Raw genomic sequence first — 16,763 nt, forward strand, 5'->3', positions numbered from 1 at the left:
CTCATGACTCCGTGAAAGGCGCCGCCAGTTCGGCCGCGGTCGGCCTGGGCAGCACCAGCGTGACGGTGCAGCCGGCATCGGCCGCGTGTTCGATGTCCAGGCTACCACCATGGCGCTGTGCCACGGTGCGGGCCAACTGCAGCGCCTGTTGCACCGGTGGGCCCGCGGCAGGCTCCCGCAGGGCGACGCGCCACTGCCCGCCGTCCGCCGTGACGGCGCACGACAGGACCGAGCCGGGTGGCGAGCGACCGAGCGCATGGTCGAGCATCGCGCCCAGTGCGCGAGTGAGCATGCCGCGATCGGCGACGCAAGGCGCGTCGTCGGGCAGGGGCCGCAGCAGGATCCGGACGCGTTGGCGGTCCGCCGTGGACCAGGCCGCGTCGACCACCATCCGCAGCAGCGCGGCGAGGTCCAGCAACTCGGTCTGCAGCGGCCGCGCCTGCGTCCTTGCCAGCCGCACGAAGCGGTCGGAGCGGTCGAGGCCGGCCTGCGCCTCGCGCTCGATGCCCTGCAGCAGCCGGCCGTCCGTCTGATCCGCTTCCGGCCGCTGGCGCGCCAGGTCGAGCATGGCGAGGATCGTCGTCGCGGATTGGCGGGCGTCGTGGGAGAGGAATCGCAGTGCGTGGTCGCGTTGCGCCTCGGCCAGCCACAGGAGCGTGACATCGACCAGCACGACCAGCCAGCCGTGCAAGCCCTGACCCTCGTCGACCAGCGGCAGGCAGCGCAGCAGCCAGCCGCGGCCCTGCGCGTCCTCGCCCTCGCCGCAGGTCGCTCGCGGGCCGCCGCGCAGCGCGGCCCGGGGCAGCAGCGGCGAACCGTCGCCACGGCGGCGAAGGCCGCTGAGCAGGCTGTCCGCAGGCTGGCCCTGCAGCGGCGCCCCGCCGCCTTGCCACTGGCCCTGTGCCGCCAGGTTGGCGACCGCCACGCGGCCTTCGGGGTCGAGCAGCAGCGCCGCATCCGGCCAGTGGTCCAGGCTGTCGCGCAACCGGCGCCAGTCGGGCGGCGGCGGCGTGCGGGCGTGCCGCTTCATTCAGGTGCGCCGGCCATGGAGCGCCTCGATCTGCTCCGACTCGAGAGGCTCCAGCCTGTAGCCCATGCCATAGACGGCGGACAGCAGGAAGCCGTTGGAAGGCTGCAGGTCGAGTTTCTGCCGCAGTCGCGAAATGTGGGTGTCGAGCGATCGCGACGGCGTCTCGGTGTCGAGGCCCCAGACCGCCTCGCGCAGGTGGTCGCGCGACAGCAGGCGGCCCAGGTTGCGGAACAGGAACAGCGCCAGCGCGTGCTCGCGGCGGCTGAGTTCGACCAGTCTGCCGGCGATCCGAAGGGTGCGCGTCGCCGCATCGAAGCGATAGTCGCGAAACACGAGCACGCTCTCTTGCTGGCCCGGGTAGGTGCGGCGCAGCAGGGCGCGCACGCGGGCCTGGAGCTCGGCCACCCGGATGGGCTTGGTCATGAAGTCGTCGGCGCCGGCCGCCAGCCCTTCGACCAGGTCTTCTTCCTCGCGCCGGTTGGTGACGAACAGGATCGGCATGGCGCTCTTGAGGTCGTCGCGGATCCGTTTGACCACCCGCGGGCCCTCGATGTCGGGCAGTCCCCAATCGAGGATCAGCAGGTCGTAGGTTTCGCGGTGCAGGTCGCGCAGCAGCGACTTGCCGTCGCCATAGCCGTGGCACTCGTGGCCGATGACCTCCACCGCATGGCGGATCAGTTCGAGCTGAACCCCCTCGTCGTCAAGCGCAGCGATACGCATTCGATCCCCCTGAATCTTGTTGTCATGCGAAGCCGGCGTTCTTCGATCCGGTCATCGCGCCGACAGTGTACCCAGCGAAGCAGGTTCTGGAGTGCTATCGGTTTGATAGCAAGATGGACAGTCCGGGCGCTCCGAGGCACCGCTGGCGTCGGCACCTGGGGGACAACTTCCGGCTGGCGTCTTCGGGTAAGCTCGGCCCGAATTCCAATGCTGCCCTGAGGAGAAGTCCATGCTGATAGGCGTGCCGGTTGAAACCGTGCCAGGCGAAACCCGCGTCGCCGTGACCCCGGAGACCGCGAAGAAGCTGGTGGCGCAAGGCCATGTCGTTCGTGTGCAATCGGGCGCCGGCGTGGCCGCCAGCGTGACCGATGCGGCCTACCAGGCCGCCGGCGCCGAGATCACCGATGCCGCGGGCGCCTTCGGCGCCGACATCGTGCTCAAGGTGCGCAGCCCCGACGACCGGGAGTGCGCGCTGATGAAGCCCGCCACGGTGCTCATCGGCATGCTCAACCCCTTCGATGCCGCCGGCCTGCAGCGCCTGGCGACCGCAGGCCTCACGGCCTTCGCATTGGAGGCCGCCCCGCGCACCACCCGTGCCCAGAGCATGGACGTGCTGTCGTCGCAGGCCAACATCGCCGGCTACAAGGCCGTCATGATCGCCGCCGACCGCTACCAGCGCTTCTTCCCGATGCTGATGACCGCCGCCGGCACCGTGAAGGCGGCCCGGGTCGTGATCCTGGGCGTCGGCGTGGCCGGCCTGCAGGCCATCGCCACGGCCAAGCGCCTGGGGGCGGTGATCGAGGCCTCGGACGTCCGCCCGAGCGTCAAGGAGCAGATCGAGTCGCTGGGCGGCAAGTTCATCGAGGTGTCCTACGACACCGACGAAGAGAAAGAGGCTGCGGTCGGCGTCGGCGGCTATGCCAAGCCGATGCCCCCGAGCTGGCTGGCCCGCCAGCAGGTCGAAGTCGCCAAGCGCGTCGCGCTGGCCGACGTCGTGATCAGCACCGCGCTGATCCCGGGCCGCGCGGCGCCCACCCTGATCACCGAGGACATGGTCAAGGCCATGAAGCCGGGCTCGGTCATCGTGGACATCGCCGCCGGCAAGGGCCCTGACGGAGTGGGCGGCAACTGCCCGCTGTCGGAGGCCGACAAGACGGTGGTCAAGCACGGCGTGACGATCGTCGGCGAGACCAACCTGGCGGCGCTGGTGGCGGCCGATGCGTCGGCGCTCTATGCGCGCAACGTGCTCGACTTCCTGAAGCTGATCGTGGCCAAGGAAGGCACGCTCAAGATCGACCTCGAGGACGACATCGTGGCGGCCTGCCGCATGGCGCAAGACGGCCAGGTCACCAGGAAGTAAGACAAGAAACCCCCGGAGGAGCATCGCCATGGATCCCGTATCCCATACCGTCATCAACCTGATCATCTTCGTGCTGGCGATCTACGTCGGCTACCACGTGGTGTGGACCGTCACGCCGGCGCTGCACACGCCGCTGATGGCGGTCACCAACGCGATCTCGGCGATCGTGATCGTGGGCGCCATGCTGGCGGCCGCGCTGACCGAGACCGGTCTCGGCAAGACCATGGGCGTGCTGGCCGTGGCGCTGGCCGCGGTCAACGTCTTCGGCGGCTTCCTGGTCACCCGGCGCATGCTGGAGATGTTCAAGAAGAAGGACAAGAAGGCGCCTGCGGCTGAAGCGAGCGGCAAGGGGAACGCAGCATGAGCATGAATGTCGTCACGCTGCTGTACCTCGTCGCCAGCGTCTGCTTCATCCAGGCCCTGAAGGGCCTGAGCCATCCCACCACCTCGATCCGCGGCAACCTCTTCGGCATGGTCGGCATGGCGATCGCCATCCTGACCACCGCGGCGCTGATCGTGCAGCTGTCCGGCGGCAAGGCCATGGGAATGGCCTGGGTGCTGCTCGGGCTGGTGGTCGGCGGCGGCTACGGCGCCTACCGGGCCAAGACGGTCGAGATGACCCAGATGCCCGAGCTGGTGGCCTTCTTCCACAGCATGATCGGTATGGCGGCGGTGTTCATCGCGGTGGCCGCGGTGGTCGAGCCCTGGGCCTTCGGCATCACGCCGCCGCCGGTGGCGGCCGCGGTCGGCGTGCAGACGCCCGAGGGCGCCGCGATCATCGACGGCTTCCTTCGCTATGCCATTCCGGCCGGCAACCGGCTCGAACTGTTCCTGGGTGCGGCCATCGGCGCGATCACCTTCAGCGGCTCGGTGATCGCCTTCGGCAAGCTCTCGGGCAAGTACAAGTTCCGCCTGTTCCAGGGCGCGCCGGTGCAGTTCAAGGGCCAGCACATGCTCAACCTGGTGCTGGGCCTGCTGACCATCGCGCTGGGCCTGGTCTACATGGCGACCGAGAGCTGGGCGGCCTTCCTCGCGATGCTGCTGCTGGCCTTCGTGATGGGCGTCTTGATCATCATCCCGATCGGCGGCGCCGACATGCCGGTGGTGGTGTCCATGCTCAACAGCTACTCGGGCTGGGCGGCCGCGGGCATCGGCTTCAGCCTGAACAACGCGATGCTGATCGTGGCCGGTTCGCTGGTGGGCTCCTCGGGTGCGATCCTGAGCTACATCATGTGCAAGGCGATGAACCGCTCGTTCTTCAACGTGATCCTGGGCGGCTTCGGCGGCGAGGCGGCCACGGCCGGCGGCGGCGCCAAGGAGCAGCGCCCGGTCAAGAGCGGCAGCGCCGACGACGCGGCCTTCGTGCTCAGCAACGCCGAGACCGTGATCATCGTGCCGGGCTACGGCCTGGCGGTCGCCCGTGCCCAGCATGCCGTCAAGGAACTCGCGGCCAAGCTCACCGAGCACGGCGTGACGGTCAAGTACGCGATCCACCCGGTGGCCGGGCGCATGCCGGGCCACATGAACGTCCTCCTGGCCGAGGCCGAGGTGCCCTACGACCAGGTGTTCGAGATGGAGGACATCAACGGCGAGTTCGGCCAAGCCGACGTGGCGATCATCCTGGGCGCCAACGACGTGGTGAACCCGGCGGCGCTGCAGAAGGGCACGCCGATCTACGGCATGCCGATCCTGGAGGCCTACAAGGCCAAGACCGTGATCGTGAACAAGCGCTCGATGGCCGCGGGCTACGCAGGTCTCGACAACGAGCTCTTCTACATGGACAAGACCATGATGGTCTTCGGCGACGCCAAGAAGGTGGTCGAGGACATGGCCAAGGCGATCGAGTAGCACTCGGCCGCGCCATGAAGACCACGGGCCGCGCAGTGTCGCGGCCCGTGCCGCATCCGACGCTCAAGTTACGATGGCGGCAGATTTCCCCACAAGATTTCGTTCTGGAGACTGACAGTGATTGATCGACCCTGGCTCGGCAGCTATCCGCAAGGCGTGCCCGCCGACATCGATGCCTCGCGCTACGCCTCGCTGGTGGCGCTGATGGAAGAGAGCTTCACCCAATACGCCGACCGCACGGCCTACAGCTTCATGGGCAAGGATGTCAGCTACGCCGACGTCGACCACCAAAGCCGCGCCTTCGCCTGCTACCTGCAGGGCCTGGGCCTGGTCAAGGGCGACCGGGTGGCGATCATGATGCCGAACTGCCCGCAGTACCCGATCTCGGTGGCTGGCGCGCTGCGGGCCGGCCTGATCGTGGTCAACGTCAATCCGCTCTACACGCCGCGCGAGCTCGAGCACCAGCTGAGGGACTCGGGCGCGACCGCGATCGTGCTGATGGAGAACTTCGGCACCACGCTGCAGCAGTGCATCGGCGCCACGCAGGTCAAACACGTGGTGCTGGCCTCGATGGGCGATCGGCTCGGCATGCTGAAAGGCGCGCTGGTCAACTACGTGGTGCGCAGCGTCAAGAAGATGGTGCCGGCGTTCAGCCTGCCCGGCGCGGTGCGCTTCAACGATGCGCTCGAGAAGGGTGCCACCCGCACCTTGAAGGCCCCCGCGCTGGGCCCGGACGACGTCGCGGTGCTGCAATACACGGGCGGCACCACCGGCGTGTCGAAGGGCGCGGTGCTGCTCAACCGGAACGTGATCGCCAACGTGCTGCAGTCCGAGGCCTGGAACGACCCCGTGATGCAGAAGGTGCCGCCCGGCGAGCAGCCGACCAGCATCTGCGCGCTGCCGCTCTATCACATCTTCGCTTTCACGGTGAACATGATGCTCAGCATGCGCACCGGCGGCAAGCTGATCCTGATCCCGAATCCGCGCGACATCCCGGCGGTGCTGAAGGAACTATCGAAGCACACCTTCCACAGCTTCCCGGCGGTCAACACGCTGTTCAACGGCCTCGCGAACCACCCGGACTTCAACACCGTCAACTGGAAGAACCTCAAGGTCTCGGTCGGCGGCGGCATGGCGGTGCAGGCCGCGGTGGCCAAGCTCTGGCTCGAGAAGACCGGCTGCCCGATCTGCGAGGGCTACGGCTTGTCGGAGACCTCGCCCTCGGTGACCTGCAACCCGACCACCAGCATCGCCTACACCGGCACCATCGGCGTGCCCTTGCCGAGCACCGAGGTCAAGCTGCTCGACGACGACGGCCGGGAGGTCCCGCTCGGCAGCACGGGCGAACTCGCGGTCCGCGGGCCGCAGGTCATGGCCGGCTACTGGCAGCGGCCCGACGAGACGGCCAAGGTCATGACCCCCGACGGCTACTTCAAGACCGGCGACATCGCGATCGCGGACGAGCGCGGCTACTTCAAGATCGTGGACCGCAAGAAGGACATGATCGTGGTGTCGGGCTTCAACGTGTATCCGAACGAGATCGAGGACGTGGTCGCGCTGATGCCGGGCGTGCTCGAATGCGCCGCCGTGGGCATTCCGGACGAGAAGACCGGCGAGGGCGTCAAGCTGGTGATTGTCAAGAAGAACCCCGACCTCACCGAAGCCGAGGTTCGGGCCCACTGCCGCGCCAACCTGACCGGCTACAAGCAGCCGCGGGTGATCGAGTTCCGCACCGACCTGCCCAAGACGCCGGTCGGCAAGATCCTGCGGCGCGAACTGCGCGACGTTAAAAAGTAGTAAGGGTTCGGCCGGGGACCATAGCCGGCATCGCTCTTGCATATTGGGCATGAATGTTCAGATTCATCCTGACCCGCGCCAGCCTGCTCGTGCCGACCTTCATCGGCATGACCTTGCTCGCCTTCTTCCTGATCCGTCTGGTGCCGGGCGACCCGATCGAGACCCTGGCCGGCGAGCGCGGCATCGACCCGGTGCGCCACGCGGCGCTGCTCAAGGACTACGGGCTCGACAAGCCGCTATTCACCCAGTACGGCATCTACATCGGCCGCGTGCTGCATGGCGACCTCGGCAAGTCGGTCATCACGCAGGAGCCGGTGATGAGCGAGTTCCTGGCGCTGTTTCCGGCCACGGTCGAGCTGGCGCTGTGCGCCATCGCGTTCGCACTGCTGCTGGGCATTCCGGCCGGCATCCTGGCGGCGGTCAAGCGCAATTCGCTGTTCGACCATGGCGTGATGGCGACCTCTCTCACCGGCTACTCGATGCCGATCTTCTGGTGGGGGCTGCTGCTGATCCTGTTCTTCTCGGTGCAGCTCGGCTGGACGCCGGTCTCGGGCCGGATCTCGGTGCAGTATTTCATCGAGCCGGTCACCGGTTTCCTGCTGATCGACACCCTGCTGTCCGATGAAAAGGGCGCCTTCGTCTCGGCGCTGCAGCACCTGATCCTGCCGGCCATCGTGCTCGGCACCAACACGCTGGCGGTGATCGCGCGCATGACGCGATCGGCCATGCTCGAAGTGCTCGGCGAGGACTACATCCGCACCGCCCGCGCCAAGGGCCTGGCGCCGCTGCGCGTGATCGGCCTGCATGCGCTGCGCAACGCGATGATCCCGGTGGTCACCGTGATCGGCCTGCAGGTCGGCGTGCTGTTCACCGGCGCGATCCTGACCGAGACCATCTTCTCCTGGCCCGGCGTCGGCAAATGGCTGATCGAGGCCATCGGCCGGCGCGACTACCCGGTGCTGCAGGGCGGCATGCTGCTGCTCGGCGTGATCGTCATGACGGTCAACGTGGCGGTGGATGTCGCCTATGGGCTCATCAATCCGAGGATCCGCAGATGAGCGCCAGCGCCGTCGTGACCGACAAGAGCACCGCGCCACCCGGCCCGTGGCGCGAGTTCTGGGGCGCGTTCTCGGCCAACCGCGGCGCGGTCATCGGCCTGGCCGTGATCGTCTTGCTGCTGCTGGTGGCGCTGTTCGCGCCGTGGATCGCGCCGCATGCGCCCAACCAGACCGACAGCAGCGCCTTCCTGCGGCCGCCGGCCTGGCAGGAGGGCGGCACCGCCGCGCACCTGCTGGGCACCGACGCGATCGGGCGCGACATCCTCTCGCGGCTGATGTTCGGCGCCCGGCTGTCGCTGTCGATCGGCATCGCCGTGGTGGCGATCTCGGCCGCGGCGGGCATCGCGCTGGGCCTGATCGCGGGCTTCTTCCGCGGTGTGCTCGAGATCGCGATCATGCGGCTGATGGACGTCGTGCTGACCTTGCCCAGCCTGCTGCTGGCGATCGTGATCGTCGCCATCCTCGGTCCGGGCCTGACCAACGCGATGCTCGCGGTGGCCGTGGTGGTGTTGCCGCACTACGTGCGCATCACGCGGGCCGCCGTCATCTCCGAAGTCTCGCGCGACTATGTCACGGCGGCCCGCGTGAGCGGCGCCGGCACGCTGCGGCTGATGTTCCGCGAGGTGCTGCCCAATTGCGCCGCACCACTGATCGTCCAGGCCTCGCTGGGCGTCTCGACCGCCATCCTCGACGCCGCGGCGCTGGGCTTCCTCGGCCTCGGCGCGCAGCCGCCGTCGCCCGAGTGGGGCACGATGCTCGCCGATGCGCGCGAGTTCGTGCTGCGTGCCTGGTGGGTCGTGACCTTCCCGGGCATGGCGATCCTCGCCGCGGTGCTGGCCTTCAATCTTCTGGGCGACGGGCTGCGCGACGCGCTCGACCCCAAACTCAAACGCTGAAATGCCTCTTCTCGACATCCGAGACCTCCATGTGGAGTTCCCGACCCAGGGCGGCACGCTGCATGCGGTCGACGGCGTGAGCCTGCGGCTGGAGCAGGGCGAGGTGCTCGGCATCGTCGGCGAATCCGGCTCGGGAAAGAGCGTCACGATGATGGCGCTGATGGGCCTGATCGGCTGGCCGGGCCGCGTGCGGGCGCAGCACCTTCGCTTCGACGGCCACGACCTGCTCGGCCTGTCGGACAAGGCACGGCGCGGACTGGTCGGCAAGGATGTGGCAATGATCTTCCAGGAGCCGACAACCAGCCTGAACCCCTGCTTCACGATCGGCTGGCAGCTGATGGAAACGCTGCGCCTGCATCTCCATCTCGACAAGCGCGAAGCGAAGAAGCGGGCCATCGGCCTGCTCGAGCAGGTCGGCATCCCGGCGGCGTCCACGCGCCTGGGCAGCTACCCGCACCAGCTGTCCGGCGGCATGAACCAGCGCGTGATGATCGCGATGGCGATCGCCTGCAACCCCAAGCTGCTGATCGCCGACGAGCCCACCACCGCGCTCGACGTCACGATCCAGGCCCAGATCCTCGACCTGCTGCGCAGCCTGCAGAAGGAGCGCGGCATGGGCCTGGTGCTGATCACCCACAACATGGGCGTGGTGAGCGAGATGGCGCAGCGCGTGGCCGTGATGTACGCGGGCCAGGTGATGGAAGAGCGCGGCGTGGCCGAGCTGTTCGCCGCGCCCCAGCATCCCTACACCGCGGCGCTGCTGGCGGCGCTGCCCGAGCGTGCGGCCGGCGAGGGCCGGCTGGCCACCATCTCGGGCGTGGTGCCGGGCCTGCACGATCGCCCCACGGGCTGCCTGTTCGCGCCGCGCTGCAGCTACGCGACCGCGCATTCGCGCGCCGTGCGGCCCGAGCTGCGCGACTGGATGGGCGGCCAGGTGCGCTGCCACTATGCGCTCGGCGATCCGCAGCGCGACGCGGCGCTGGCGCGCGATGGCGCGCGGGTGGTGGAGTTCGTGCGATGACCGAATGGGTGGTCGAGGCCCAGGACCTGCAGCGCGTCTACACGGTGCGCCGCGGGCTGTTCCGCGCACCGGCGCACCTGCAGGCGGTCGGCAACATCTCGTTCAAGGTCGAGAAGGGGCGCACGCTGGCGGTGGTCGGCGAATCCGGCTGCGGCAAGTCCACCTTGGCGCGCATGGTGGCGCTGATCGAGAAACCGACCGCGGGCTCGCTCCGGCTGGTCGGCCACGACGCGGTCGATCCGCCGCACGAGCGCCGGCGCGAGCTGCGCCAGGCGGTGCAGCTGGTGTTCCAGAACCCCTACGGCTCGCTCAACCCGCGCAAGAAGATCTCCTCCGTGCTCGAGGACCCGCTGGCGATCAACACCACCCTCGGCAAGACCGAGCGGGCCGCCAAGGCGCGCGACATGCTGGCCCGGGTCGGCCTGCGGCCCGAGTACGCCAACCGCTATCCGCACATGTTCTCGGGCGGCCAGCGCCAGCGCATCGCGATCGCGCGGGCCCTGATGCTCGACCCGCGCCTGCTGGTGGCCGACGAGCCGGTGTCGGCGCTCGACGTCTCGATCCAGGCCCAGGTGCTGAACCTGCTGGCCGACCTGCAGGCCGAGCTCGGCCTGTCCTATCTCTTCATTTCGCACGACCTCGGCGTGGTGCGCCACATCGCGCACGAGGTGCTCGTGATGTACCTGGGCCATGCGGTCGAGCAGGGCCCCAAGGCGCGCATCTTCGCCCGGCCGCTGCACCCCTACACCCAGGCGCTGCTGGCATCGACGCCCGGTCTTGCCGCCGAACGCATCGTGCTCAAGGGCGAACTGCCCTCGCCGCTGGCACCGCCGCCGGGCTGCGTCTTCAACACCCGCTGCGCGCATGCCACCGAGCGCTGCCGCAGCGAGCGGCCGCTGCCGCGCCTGCTCGACGAGCGCATGGTGGCCTGCCATCACGCCGAAAAATTCCTGCCAGCCGAAGTTTCCCCATCCGCGTCCGCGCGGCCTCAACCTTGAAGGAGTCGAACGACATGCCCACCACGTCCCCTCTCTCGCGCCGCTTCCGCGCGGCCGCGCTGCTGGCACCGGCCGCGCTCGCGCTGGCCTGCGGCGCCGCGTCGGCCAAGACCCTGGTGTTTTGCTCCGAAGGCAGTCCCGAGAATTTCTACGCTGCCGTGAACACCACCGGTACCTCGTTCGACGTCACCACGCAGGTCTACAACAACCTGGTCGAGTTCGAGCGCGGCGGCACCAAGGTCGTGCCCGGCCTGGCCGAGAGCTGGACCATCTCGCCCGACGGCACCGAGTACACCTTCAAGCTGCGCCAGGGCGTCAAGTGGCACAACACGTCCAAGAGCTTCAAGCCGACGCGCGACTTCAACGCCGACGACGTCATCTTCATGATGGAGCGGCAGTGGAAGGAGAACGATCCCTACTTCAAGGTCACGAGCACAAACCACTCGTACTTCAACGACATGGGCATGCCGAAGCTCTTGAAGTCCATCGACCGCATCGATGACTACACGGTCAAGTTCGTGCTCAACAAGCCCGAGGCGCCCTTCCTCGCCAACCTCGCGATGCCCTACGCGGGCATCCAGTCGAAGGAATACGCGATCGCGATGCTCAAGGCCGGCACGCCCGAGAAGATCGACCAGGACCCGATCGGCACCGGCCCGTTCTACCTCGTCCAGTACCAGAAAGACGCGATCGTGCGCTTCAAGGCCTTCCCGCAGTACTGGGGCGGCAAGGCCAAGATCGATGACCTGATTTTCGCCATCACGCCCGATGCCTCGGTGCGCTGGGCCAAGCTGCAGAAGGGCGAATGCCACGTCATGCCCTACCCGAACCCGGCCGACCTCGACGCGATCCGCAAGGACTCGAACGTGCAGGTGCTCGAGCAGGCCGGCCTCAATGTCGGCTACCTGGCCTACAACACGCAGAAGAAGCCCTTCGACGACGTGCGGGTGCGCAAGGCCATCAACATGGCGATCAACAAGAAAGCCATCATCGATGGCGTCTACCTGACCACCGGCGTCGCCGCCAAGAACCCGATCCCGCCGACCATGTGGTCCTACAACGACGCCATCAAGGACGACCCCTACGATCCCGAAGCGGCCAAGAAGCTGCTGGCGCAGGCCGGCTACCCGGACGGCTTCACGACCGACCTGTGGGCGATGCCGGTGCAGCGGCCCTACAACCCGAACGCCAAGCGGATCGCCGAGCTGATGCAGGCCGACCTGGCCAAGGTCGGCGTCAAGGCCGAGATCAAGAGCTTCGAATGGGGCGAATACCGCAAGCGCATGCAGGCCGGCGAGCACCAGATGGGCATGCTGGGCTGGACCGGCGACAACGGCGATCCGGACAACTTCATGTACACGCTCCTGGGCTGCGCCTCGGCGCAGTCGAACGGCAGCAACGTCGCCAAGTTCTGCTACCAGCCCTACGAGGAGCTGGTCGTGAAGGCCAAGAACGTGCCCAAGCAGGCCGAGCGCGACGCGCTCTACAAGAAGGCGCAGGTGGTCTTCAAGGAGCAGGCGCCCTGGTTCACGATCGCGCACGCGGTGCAGTTGAAGCCGGTGCGCAAGGAGGTCGTGGACTTCAAGCTGAGCCCCTTCGGGCGCCACACCTTCTACGGGGTCGACATCAAGCAATGACGATCGCCATCGTCGCCGCGATGCACGAGGAACTGGCTGCGCTGCTGGCGCAGATGCCGGACGAGCAGCGCGTGCGCGTGGCGGGGCGCGACTTCTGGGTCGGCCATCTGCAGGGGCAGCCGGTGGTGGCGGTGCTGTCGCGCATCGGCAAGGTCGCGGCGGCGCTCACGGCCACCGTGCTGCTCGAGCGCTTCCAGGCGCAGGCGATCGTCTTCACCGGCGTCGCCGGCGGGCTGGCGCCGGGTGTCCGGGTCGGCGACGTGGTGGTCGCGACCCGGCTGCTGCAGCACGACCTCGACGCCTCGCCGATCTTCCCGAAGTACGAGGTGCCGCTCACCGGCCATGCGCGTTTCGCGGCCGACACGGCGATCAGCGACGCGCTGGCCGCGGTGGCCGCCGGCGTGCTGGCCGACACGGTGGGCCTGCTAGGGCAGCAGGTGGTCGAGGATTTCGGGCTGGCCGCGCCCGCGGTGCACCGCGGCCTGCTGGTGAGCGGCGACCGCTTCGTGTCGTCCGCCGCCGAAAGCAGCGCGCTGCGCAACGACCTGCCGGACGCGCTGGCGGTCGAGATGGAAGGCGCAGCGGTGGCCCAGGTGTGCCACGACTTCGGCGTGCCCTTCGCCGCGGTGCGCACCATTTCCGACCGCGCCGACGACGAGGCGCACGGCGACTTCACGCGCTTCGTCTCGGTGGTCGCGAGCCGCTACAGCCTGGCGCTGATCGATGGGTGGCTGGCGACCCTGCCGCCGCCCGCCGAGCAGGGCGAGGCTACTTGAGCCACCCCCGCCGGCGGAAGTACCACATCGGCCCCAGCGCGCTGATGATCATCAGCACGATCGCATACGCGTAGCCGTAGCTCCAGTCGACTTCGGGCATGAACTTGAAGTTCATGCCGTAGACGCTGGCGATCAGGGTCGGCGGCAGCAGCGCGACGCTCGCCACCGAGAAGATCTTGATGGTCTTGTTCTGGTTGATGTTGATGAAACCGACGGTCGCATCCATCAGGAAGTTGATCTTGTCGAACAGGAAGGCCGTGTGGTTGTCCAGCGACTCGATGTCGCGCAGGATCTGCCGCGCCTCCTCGAACTGCTCGGCGTTGAGCATCCGGCTGCGCATCATGAAGCTCACGGCGCGGCGGGTGTCCATCACGTTGCGGCGGATGCGCCCGTTCAAGTCTTCCTGGCGCGCGATCAGGCCCAGCACCTCGCCGGCCAGCTCGTCGCTGACGTTGCCCGACAGCACCTTCCGGCCGGCGATCTCGAGTTCGTCGTAGATGTTCTCGAGCGTGTCGGCCGAGTACTCGGCGTCGGCGTCGAACAGCTTCAGCAGCACTTCCTTGGCATCCTCGATCAGCCCCGGGGCACGCCGCGCGCGCATGCGCAGCAGCCGGAACACCGGCACGTCCTCGTCGTGGATCGAGAACAGCACGCCGCGGCTGCGCAGCTCGGTGTTGTGCTGGTTCAGGATGAAGGCGACGCGCACCGAGCGCGGGTTCTCGTCGTCGGCAATCAGGAAGTCGCTGCGGATGTGGAGCTCGCCGTTGTCTTCCTCGTAGAAGCGGGCCGACTCCTCGATGTCCTCGTCCATCGCGTCTTCGGGGATCGACAGGCCGTAGTACTGCTTGATCCAGCGCTTCTCCTCGACCGTCGGCGATTCGAGGTCGACCCAGATCGGCTGGAACTTGGACAGCTCTTCCAGGGCCTCGATCTCTTCCTGGACGAGGCGGCCGTTGGCAAGCGTGAAGATGTTGAGCATGGCTCACTCCCTTGAAATGTCTGGCGTTGGGGCGAGGGGCGGGGCGCTTTCAACTCCCTCGCCAACGGCGCGTCAGAGGGGAAGTGAAAGCTGCCGAGACGGATCGATTTCCATGCGCGAGTCTCCGGTTGCAGCGAGGCGCGATTATGTCATCCGGTCCCCGGCGGCGCCGCTGTCCGACTGGACGGACATACAGTACAGTTGCGTCGATGCAGCGCCTTGCCACCCCTCTTCCCACCGCGGCCGGAAGCCAGGCCGAGCGGCTGGCTGAAGCGCTCGCGACCCTCAACGAGGCCCAGCGCGCCGCGGTCCTGCACGGCGTCGACGCCGCCCTGGACCCGGGGCAGCAGGACCCGCGTCCGCTGCTGGTGATCGCCGGCGCCGGCTCGGGCAAGACCAGCACGCTGGCGCACCGCGTGGCGCACCTGATCGCCGGCGGCGCCGACCCGCAGCGCCTCCTGCTGCTGACCTTCTCCCGCCGCGCGGCGCAGGAGATGGAGCGCCGCGCCGGCCAGGTGCTGCAGCGCGTGCTGGGCCTGGCCTCGCAGGCGCCGCCGGCACTGCCCTGGGCCGGCACCTTCCACGGCATCGGCGCCCGGCTGCTGCGCGCGTACGCGGCGCAGATCGGCCTGAGCGAGAACTTCACCATCCATGACCGCGGCGACGCCGAGGACCTCATGGGACTGGTGCGCCACGACCTCGGCCTGTCGTCCAGCACGCGGCGCTTTCCGCAGAAGGGCACCTGCCTGTCGATCTATTCGCGCACGGTCAACACCTGCGCGCCACTGGCCGAGGTGCTGAAAGAGGCCTTCCCCTGGTGCGCCGAATGGGAGGCCGAGCTCAAGCGGCTGTTCGGCGCCTACGTCGAGGCCAAGCAGCAGCAACAGGTGCTCGACTACGACGACCTGCTCCTCTACTGGTCGGCGATGGTCGCCGAGCCCGCGCTGGCCGAGCAGGTGGGGGGCCGATTCGACCACGTGCTGGTCGACGAATACCAGGACACCAACCTGCTTCAGGCCGCCATCCTGCGTGCCATGAAGCCCGATGGCCGCGGCCTGACCGTGGTCGGGGACGACGCCCAGTCGATCTATTCGTTCCGTGGCGCCACGGTCCGCAACATCCTCGACTTCCCGCATCAATTCGGCCAGCCGGTGCGGATCGTCACGCTGGAGCGCAACTACCGGTCGACCCAGCCGATCCTCGACGTCTCCAATGCGCTCATCGCCGGCGCCGCCGAACGGCACGCCAAGACCCTGTGGACCGACAAGCCCTCGGCCGGCAGGCCGCAGCTGGTGCTGGTGCCCGACGAAGCGCAGCAGGCCTGCTGGGTCGCCGACCGGGTGCTGGCCCACCGCGAGGGCGGCCTGGCGCTGAAGTCGCAGGCGGTGCTGTTCCGCACCTCCAGCCACAGCGCCGCGCTCGAGCTGGAACTGGCGCGGCGCAACATCCCCTACGTGAAATACGGGGGGCTCAAGTTCCTGGAGGCGGCCCACGTCAAGGACCTGCTCGCGGTGCTGCGTTTCGCCCAGAATCCGCGCGGCCGGATGGCCGGCTTCCGGGTCACCCAGATGATCCCGGGGATCGGCCCGGTCAGCTCGGCGCGGCTGCTCGATGCCATGGACCGGGCGGGCGATCCGGGCGCCGCGGTGCAGGACTTCGTGCCGCCGGCCGCGGCGCAGGTCGAATGGACCCGTTTCGCAGCCACCTACGCCGCGCTGCGCGCCCCGGGGCTGTCCTGGCCCGCCGACATGGAACTGGCGCTCGACTGGTACCTCCCGCACCTGGAGCGGCTTCACGACGATGCCGCCGTGCGGCGCGGCGACGTCGAGCAGCTGGCCCGGCTGGCCGCCGGCTACGGCTCGCGCGAGCGCTTCCTGACCGAGCTCACGCTCGACCCGCCCGAGGCCACCAGCGACCGCCCCGGACCGCCGCTGCTCGACGAGGACTACCTGATCCTGTCGACCATCCACTCCGCCAAGGGCCAGGAGTGGAAGTCGGTCCACGTGCTCAACGTGGTCGACGGCTGCATCCCGGCCGACGTGGCGCAGGGCGCCCGCGAGCTCGAAGAAGAGCGCCGGCTGCTGTACGTCGCCATGACCCGTGCCCGCGACCACCTGCACCTGCTGGTGCCGCAGCGCTTCTACGTGACGCAGCAGGCGGCGCGCGGCGACCGCCACCTGTACGCGGGCCGCACCCGCTTCATTCCCGCCGCCGATGCCCAGCGCTTCGAGCAGCAGACCTGGCCGCCGCCGCCCGAGCGCGCGCCCCACGTGCCGCCGCCGGCCGCCACGATCGACCTGCTGAGCCGGATGCGCGCCGCCTGGCGCTGAACGCGTGTCCGGCGGCGGCTTCCTGTCCCTTCGGACTGCGGGGTCGAAAGCCCCTTCGCCGGAGCCTGGGTTTGTTTCCAGTGGCGCCGGTCGGCCGCGCCGCCCGGCGCTTGTTGGCTATCAAATCGATAGCGTGTGACAAACTGCATTTGATCTGGCGCAGACCCCTGGCACGAAGGGATTGCAATTCGATGACAGCATGGGCATAGTGACCCGAAGCCTCTCTCTCCCTCCCCCTCTTTCCCTTCTTTCCCCTCTCTCTCCCTCCCCTCATTCCCCTCTCGTTTCCCCGGCCACGCCTCTACTTCCAGGG

At 68.4% G+C, this 16,763-nt stretch carries 14 protein-coding genes; 11 read left to right on the plus strand and 3 right to left on the minus strand.

Annotated features, from left to right (window positions below; genetic code table 11):
• Position 1: 1 nt before the first annotated feature.
• Together AC1DF3_RS11915 and AC1DF3_RS11920 are read right to left on the minus strand one after the other, a co-directional pair.
• Positions 2-1,030 carry a sensor histidine kinase gene (locus tag AC1DF3_RS11915; protein WP_478139731.1) on the minus strand — a complete coding sequence of 343 codons (1,029 nt, stop codon included), beginning with the start codon at positions 1,028-1,030 and terminating at the stop codon, positions 2-4.
• Positions 1,031-1,750, minus strand: coding sequence for a response regulator transcription factor (locus AC1DF3_RS11920; RefSeq protein ID WP_478139732.1), 720 nt, complete (start codon positions 1,748-1,750; stop codon positions 1,031-1,033).
• A gap of 229 nt (positions 1,751-1,979) precedes the next feature.
• Between AC1DF3_RS11920 and AC1DF3_RS11925 the strand changes: the two genes are divergently transcribed.
• The 10 genes from AC1DF3_RS11925 (at position 1,980) to AC1DF3_RS11970 (ending at position 13,141) form a co-directional block, all read left to right on the plus strand.
• Positions 1,980-3,110 (plus strand): Re/Si-specific NAD(P)(+) transhydrogenase subunit alpha, encoded by a 1,131-nt coding sequence (locus tag AC1DF3_RS11925; RefSeq protein ID WP_286533529.1) that lies wholly within the window; start codon positions 1,980-1,982, stop codon positions 3,108-3,110.
• A gap of 28 nt (positions 3,111-3,138) precedes the next feature.
• Positions 3,139-3,474 (plus strand): NAD(P) transhydrogenase subunit alpha part 2, encoded by a 336-nt coding sequence (locus tag AC1DF3_RS11930; RefSeq protein WP_286519879.1) that lies wholly within the window; start codon positions 3,139-3,141, stop codon positions 3,472-3,474.
• Positions 3,471-4,958, plus strand: coding sequence for an NAD(P)(+) transhydrogenase (Re/Si-specific) subunit beta (locus AC1DF3_RS11935; protein ID WP_286533530.1), 1,488 nt, complete (start codon positions 3,471-3,473; stop codon positions 4,956-4,958). The genes AC1DF3_RS11930 and AC1DF3_RS11935 overlap by 4 nt, the downstream gene beginning before the upstream one ends.
• Before the next feature lie 117 nt (positions 4,959-5,075).
• Positions 5,076-6,755, plus strand: coding sequence for a long-chain-fatty-acid--CoA ligase (locus AC1DF3_RS11940; protein WP_478139733.1), 1,680 nt, complete (start codon positions 5,076-5,078; stop codon positions 6,753-6,755).
• A 53-nt stretch (positions 6,756-6,808) separates the two neighbouring features.
• A complete protein-coding gene (locus AC1DF3_RS11945; protein ID WP_286519883.1) occupies positions 6,809-7,813 on the plus strand; it encodes an ABC transporter permease subunit in 1,005 nt (334 codons plus the stop codon).
• Positions 7,810-8,709 (plus strand): ABC transporter permease subunit, encoded by a 900-nt coding sequence (locus AC1DF3_RS11950; protein WP_301811126.1) that lies wholly within the window; start codon positions 7,810-7,812, stop codon positions 8,707-8,709. Before AC1DF3_RS11945 ends, AC1DF3_RS11950 begins: the two co-directional genes overlap by 4 nt.
• 1 nt (position 8,710) lies before the next feature.
• Entirely contained in the window at positions 8,711-9,730 is a 1,020-nt protein-coding gene (locus tag AC1DF3_RS11955; protein ID WP_286533534.1) for an ABC transporter ATP-binding protein, read from the plus strand.
• Entirely contained in the window at positions 9,727-10,728 is a 1,002-nt protein-coding gene (locus AC1DF3_RS11960) for a dipeptide ABC transporter ATP-binding protein (protein ID WP_478139734.1), read from the plus strand. Before AC1DF3_RS11955 ends, AC1DF3_RS11960 begins: the two co-directional genes overlap by 4 nt.
• A 14-nt stretch (positions 10,729-10,742) precedes the next feature.
• Positions 10,743-12,365, plus strand: coding sequence for an ABC transporter substrate-binding protein (locus tag AC1DF3_RS11965; protein WP_286533537.1), 1,623 nt, complete (start codon positions 10,743-10,745; stop codon positions 12,363-12,365).
• The gene (locus AC1DF3_RS11970; protein ID WP_478139735.1) at positions 12,362-13,141 is read left to right on the plus strand and encodes a 5'-methylthioadenosine/adenosylhomocysteine nucleosidase; all 780 of its coding nucleotides are present in this window, start codon (positions 12,362-12,364) and stop codon (positions 13,139-13,141) included. Before AC1DF3_RS11965 ends, AC1DF3_RS11970 begins: the two co-directional genes overlap by 4 nt.
• Here the strand turns inward: AC1DF3_RS11970 and corA are convergent.
• The gene (corA, locus tag AC1DF3_RS11975) at positions 13,134-14,120 is read right to left on the minus strand and encodes a magnesium/cobalt transporter CorA (protein WP_286519890.1); all 987 of its coding nucleotides are present in this window, start codon (positions 14,118-14,120) and stop codon (positions 13,134-13,136) included. The genes AC1DF3_RS11970 and corA overlap by 8 nt on opposite strands.
• 209 nt (positions 14,121-14,329) lie before the next feature.
• Here corA and AC1DF3_RS11980 point away from each other — a divergent pair, with 209 nt between their 5' ends.
• Positions 14,330-16,450, plus strand: a complete 2,121-nt coding sequence (locus AC1DF3_RS11980; RefSeq protein ID WP_478139736.1) for an ATP-dependent helicase — start codon at positions 14,330-14,332, stop codon at positions 16,448-16,450.
• Positions 16,451-16,763 lie beyond the last annotated feature (313 nt).

This window comes from Variovorax sp. 10N432 (assembly GCF_056394465.1).

Coding starts and splice junctions, on each gene's coding strand:
- AC1DF3_RS11945 (WP_286519883.1), top strand. CDS start 6,809: ATGTTCAGATTCATCCTGACCCGCGCCAGCCTGCTCGTGCCGACCTTC.
- AC1DF3_RS11970 (WP_478139735.1), top strand. CDS start 12,362: ATGACGATCGCCATCGTCGCCGCGATGCACGAGGAACTGGCTGCGCTG.
- corA (WP_286519890.1), bottom strand. CDS start 14,120: ATGCTCAACATCTTCACGCTTGCCAACGGCCGCCTCGTCCAGGAAGAG.
- AC1DF3_RS11930 (WP_286519879.1), top strand. CDS start 3,139: ATGGATCCCGTATCCCATACCGTCATCAACCTGATCATCTTCGTGCTG.
- AC1DF3_RS11960 (WP_478139734.1), top strand. CDS start 9,727: ATGACCGAATGGGTGGTCGAGGCCCAGGACCTGCAGCGCGTCTACACG.
- AC1DF3_RS11935 (WP_286533530.1), top strand. CDS start 3,471: ATGAGCATGAATGTCGTCACGCTGCTGTACCTCGTCGCCAGCGTCTGC.
- AC1DF3_RS11980 (WP_478139736.1), top strand. CDS start 14,330: ATGCAGCGCCTTGCCACCCCTCTTCCCACCGCGGCCGGAAGCCAGGCC.
- AC1DF3_RS11950 (WP_301811126.1), top strand. CDS start 7,810: ATGAGCGCCAGCGCCGTCGTGACCGACAAGAGCACCGCGCCACCCGGC.
- AC1DF3_RS11955 (WP_286533534.1), top strand. CDS start 8,711: ATGCCTCTTCTCGACATCCGAGACCTCCATGTGGAGTTCCCGACCCAG.
- AC1DF3_RS11920 (WP_478139732.1), bottom strand. CDS start 1,750: ATGCGTATCGCTGCGCTTGACGACGAGGGGGTTCAGCTCGAACTGATC.
- AC1DF3_RS11925 (WP_286533529.1), top strand. CDS start 1,980: ATGCTGATAGGCGTGCCGGTTGAAACCGTGCCAGGCGAAACCCGCGTC.
- AC1DF3_RS11915 (WP_478139731.1), bottom strand. CDS start 1,030: ATGAAGCGGCACGCCCGCACGCCGCCGCCGCCCGACTGGCGCCGGTTG.
- AC1DF3_RS11965 (WP_286533537.1), top strand. CDS start 10,743: ATGCCCACCACGTCCCCTCTCTCGCGCCGCTTCCGCGCGGCCGCGCTG.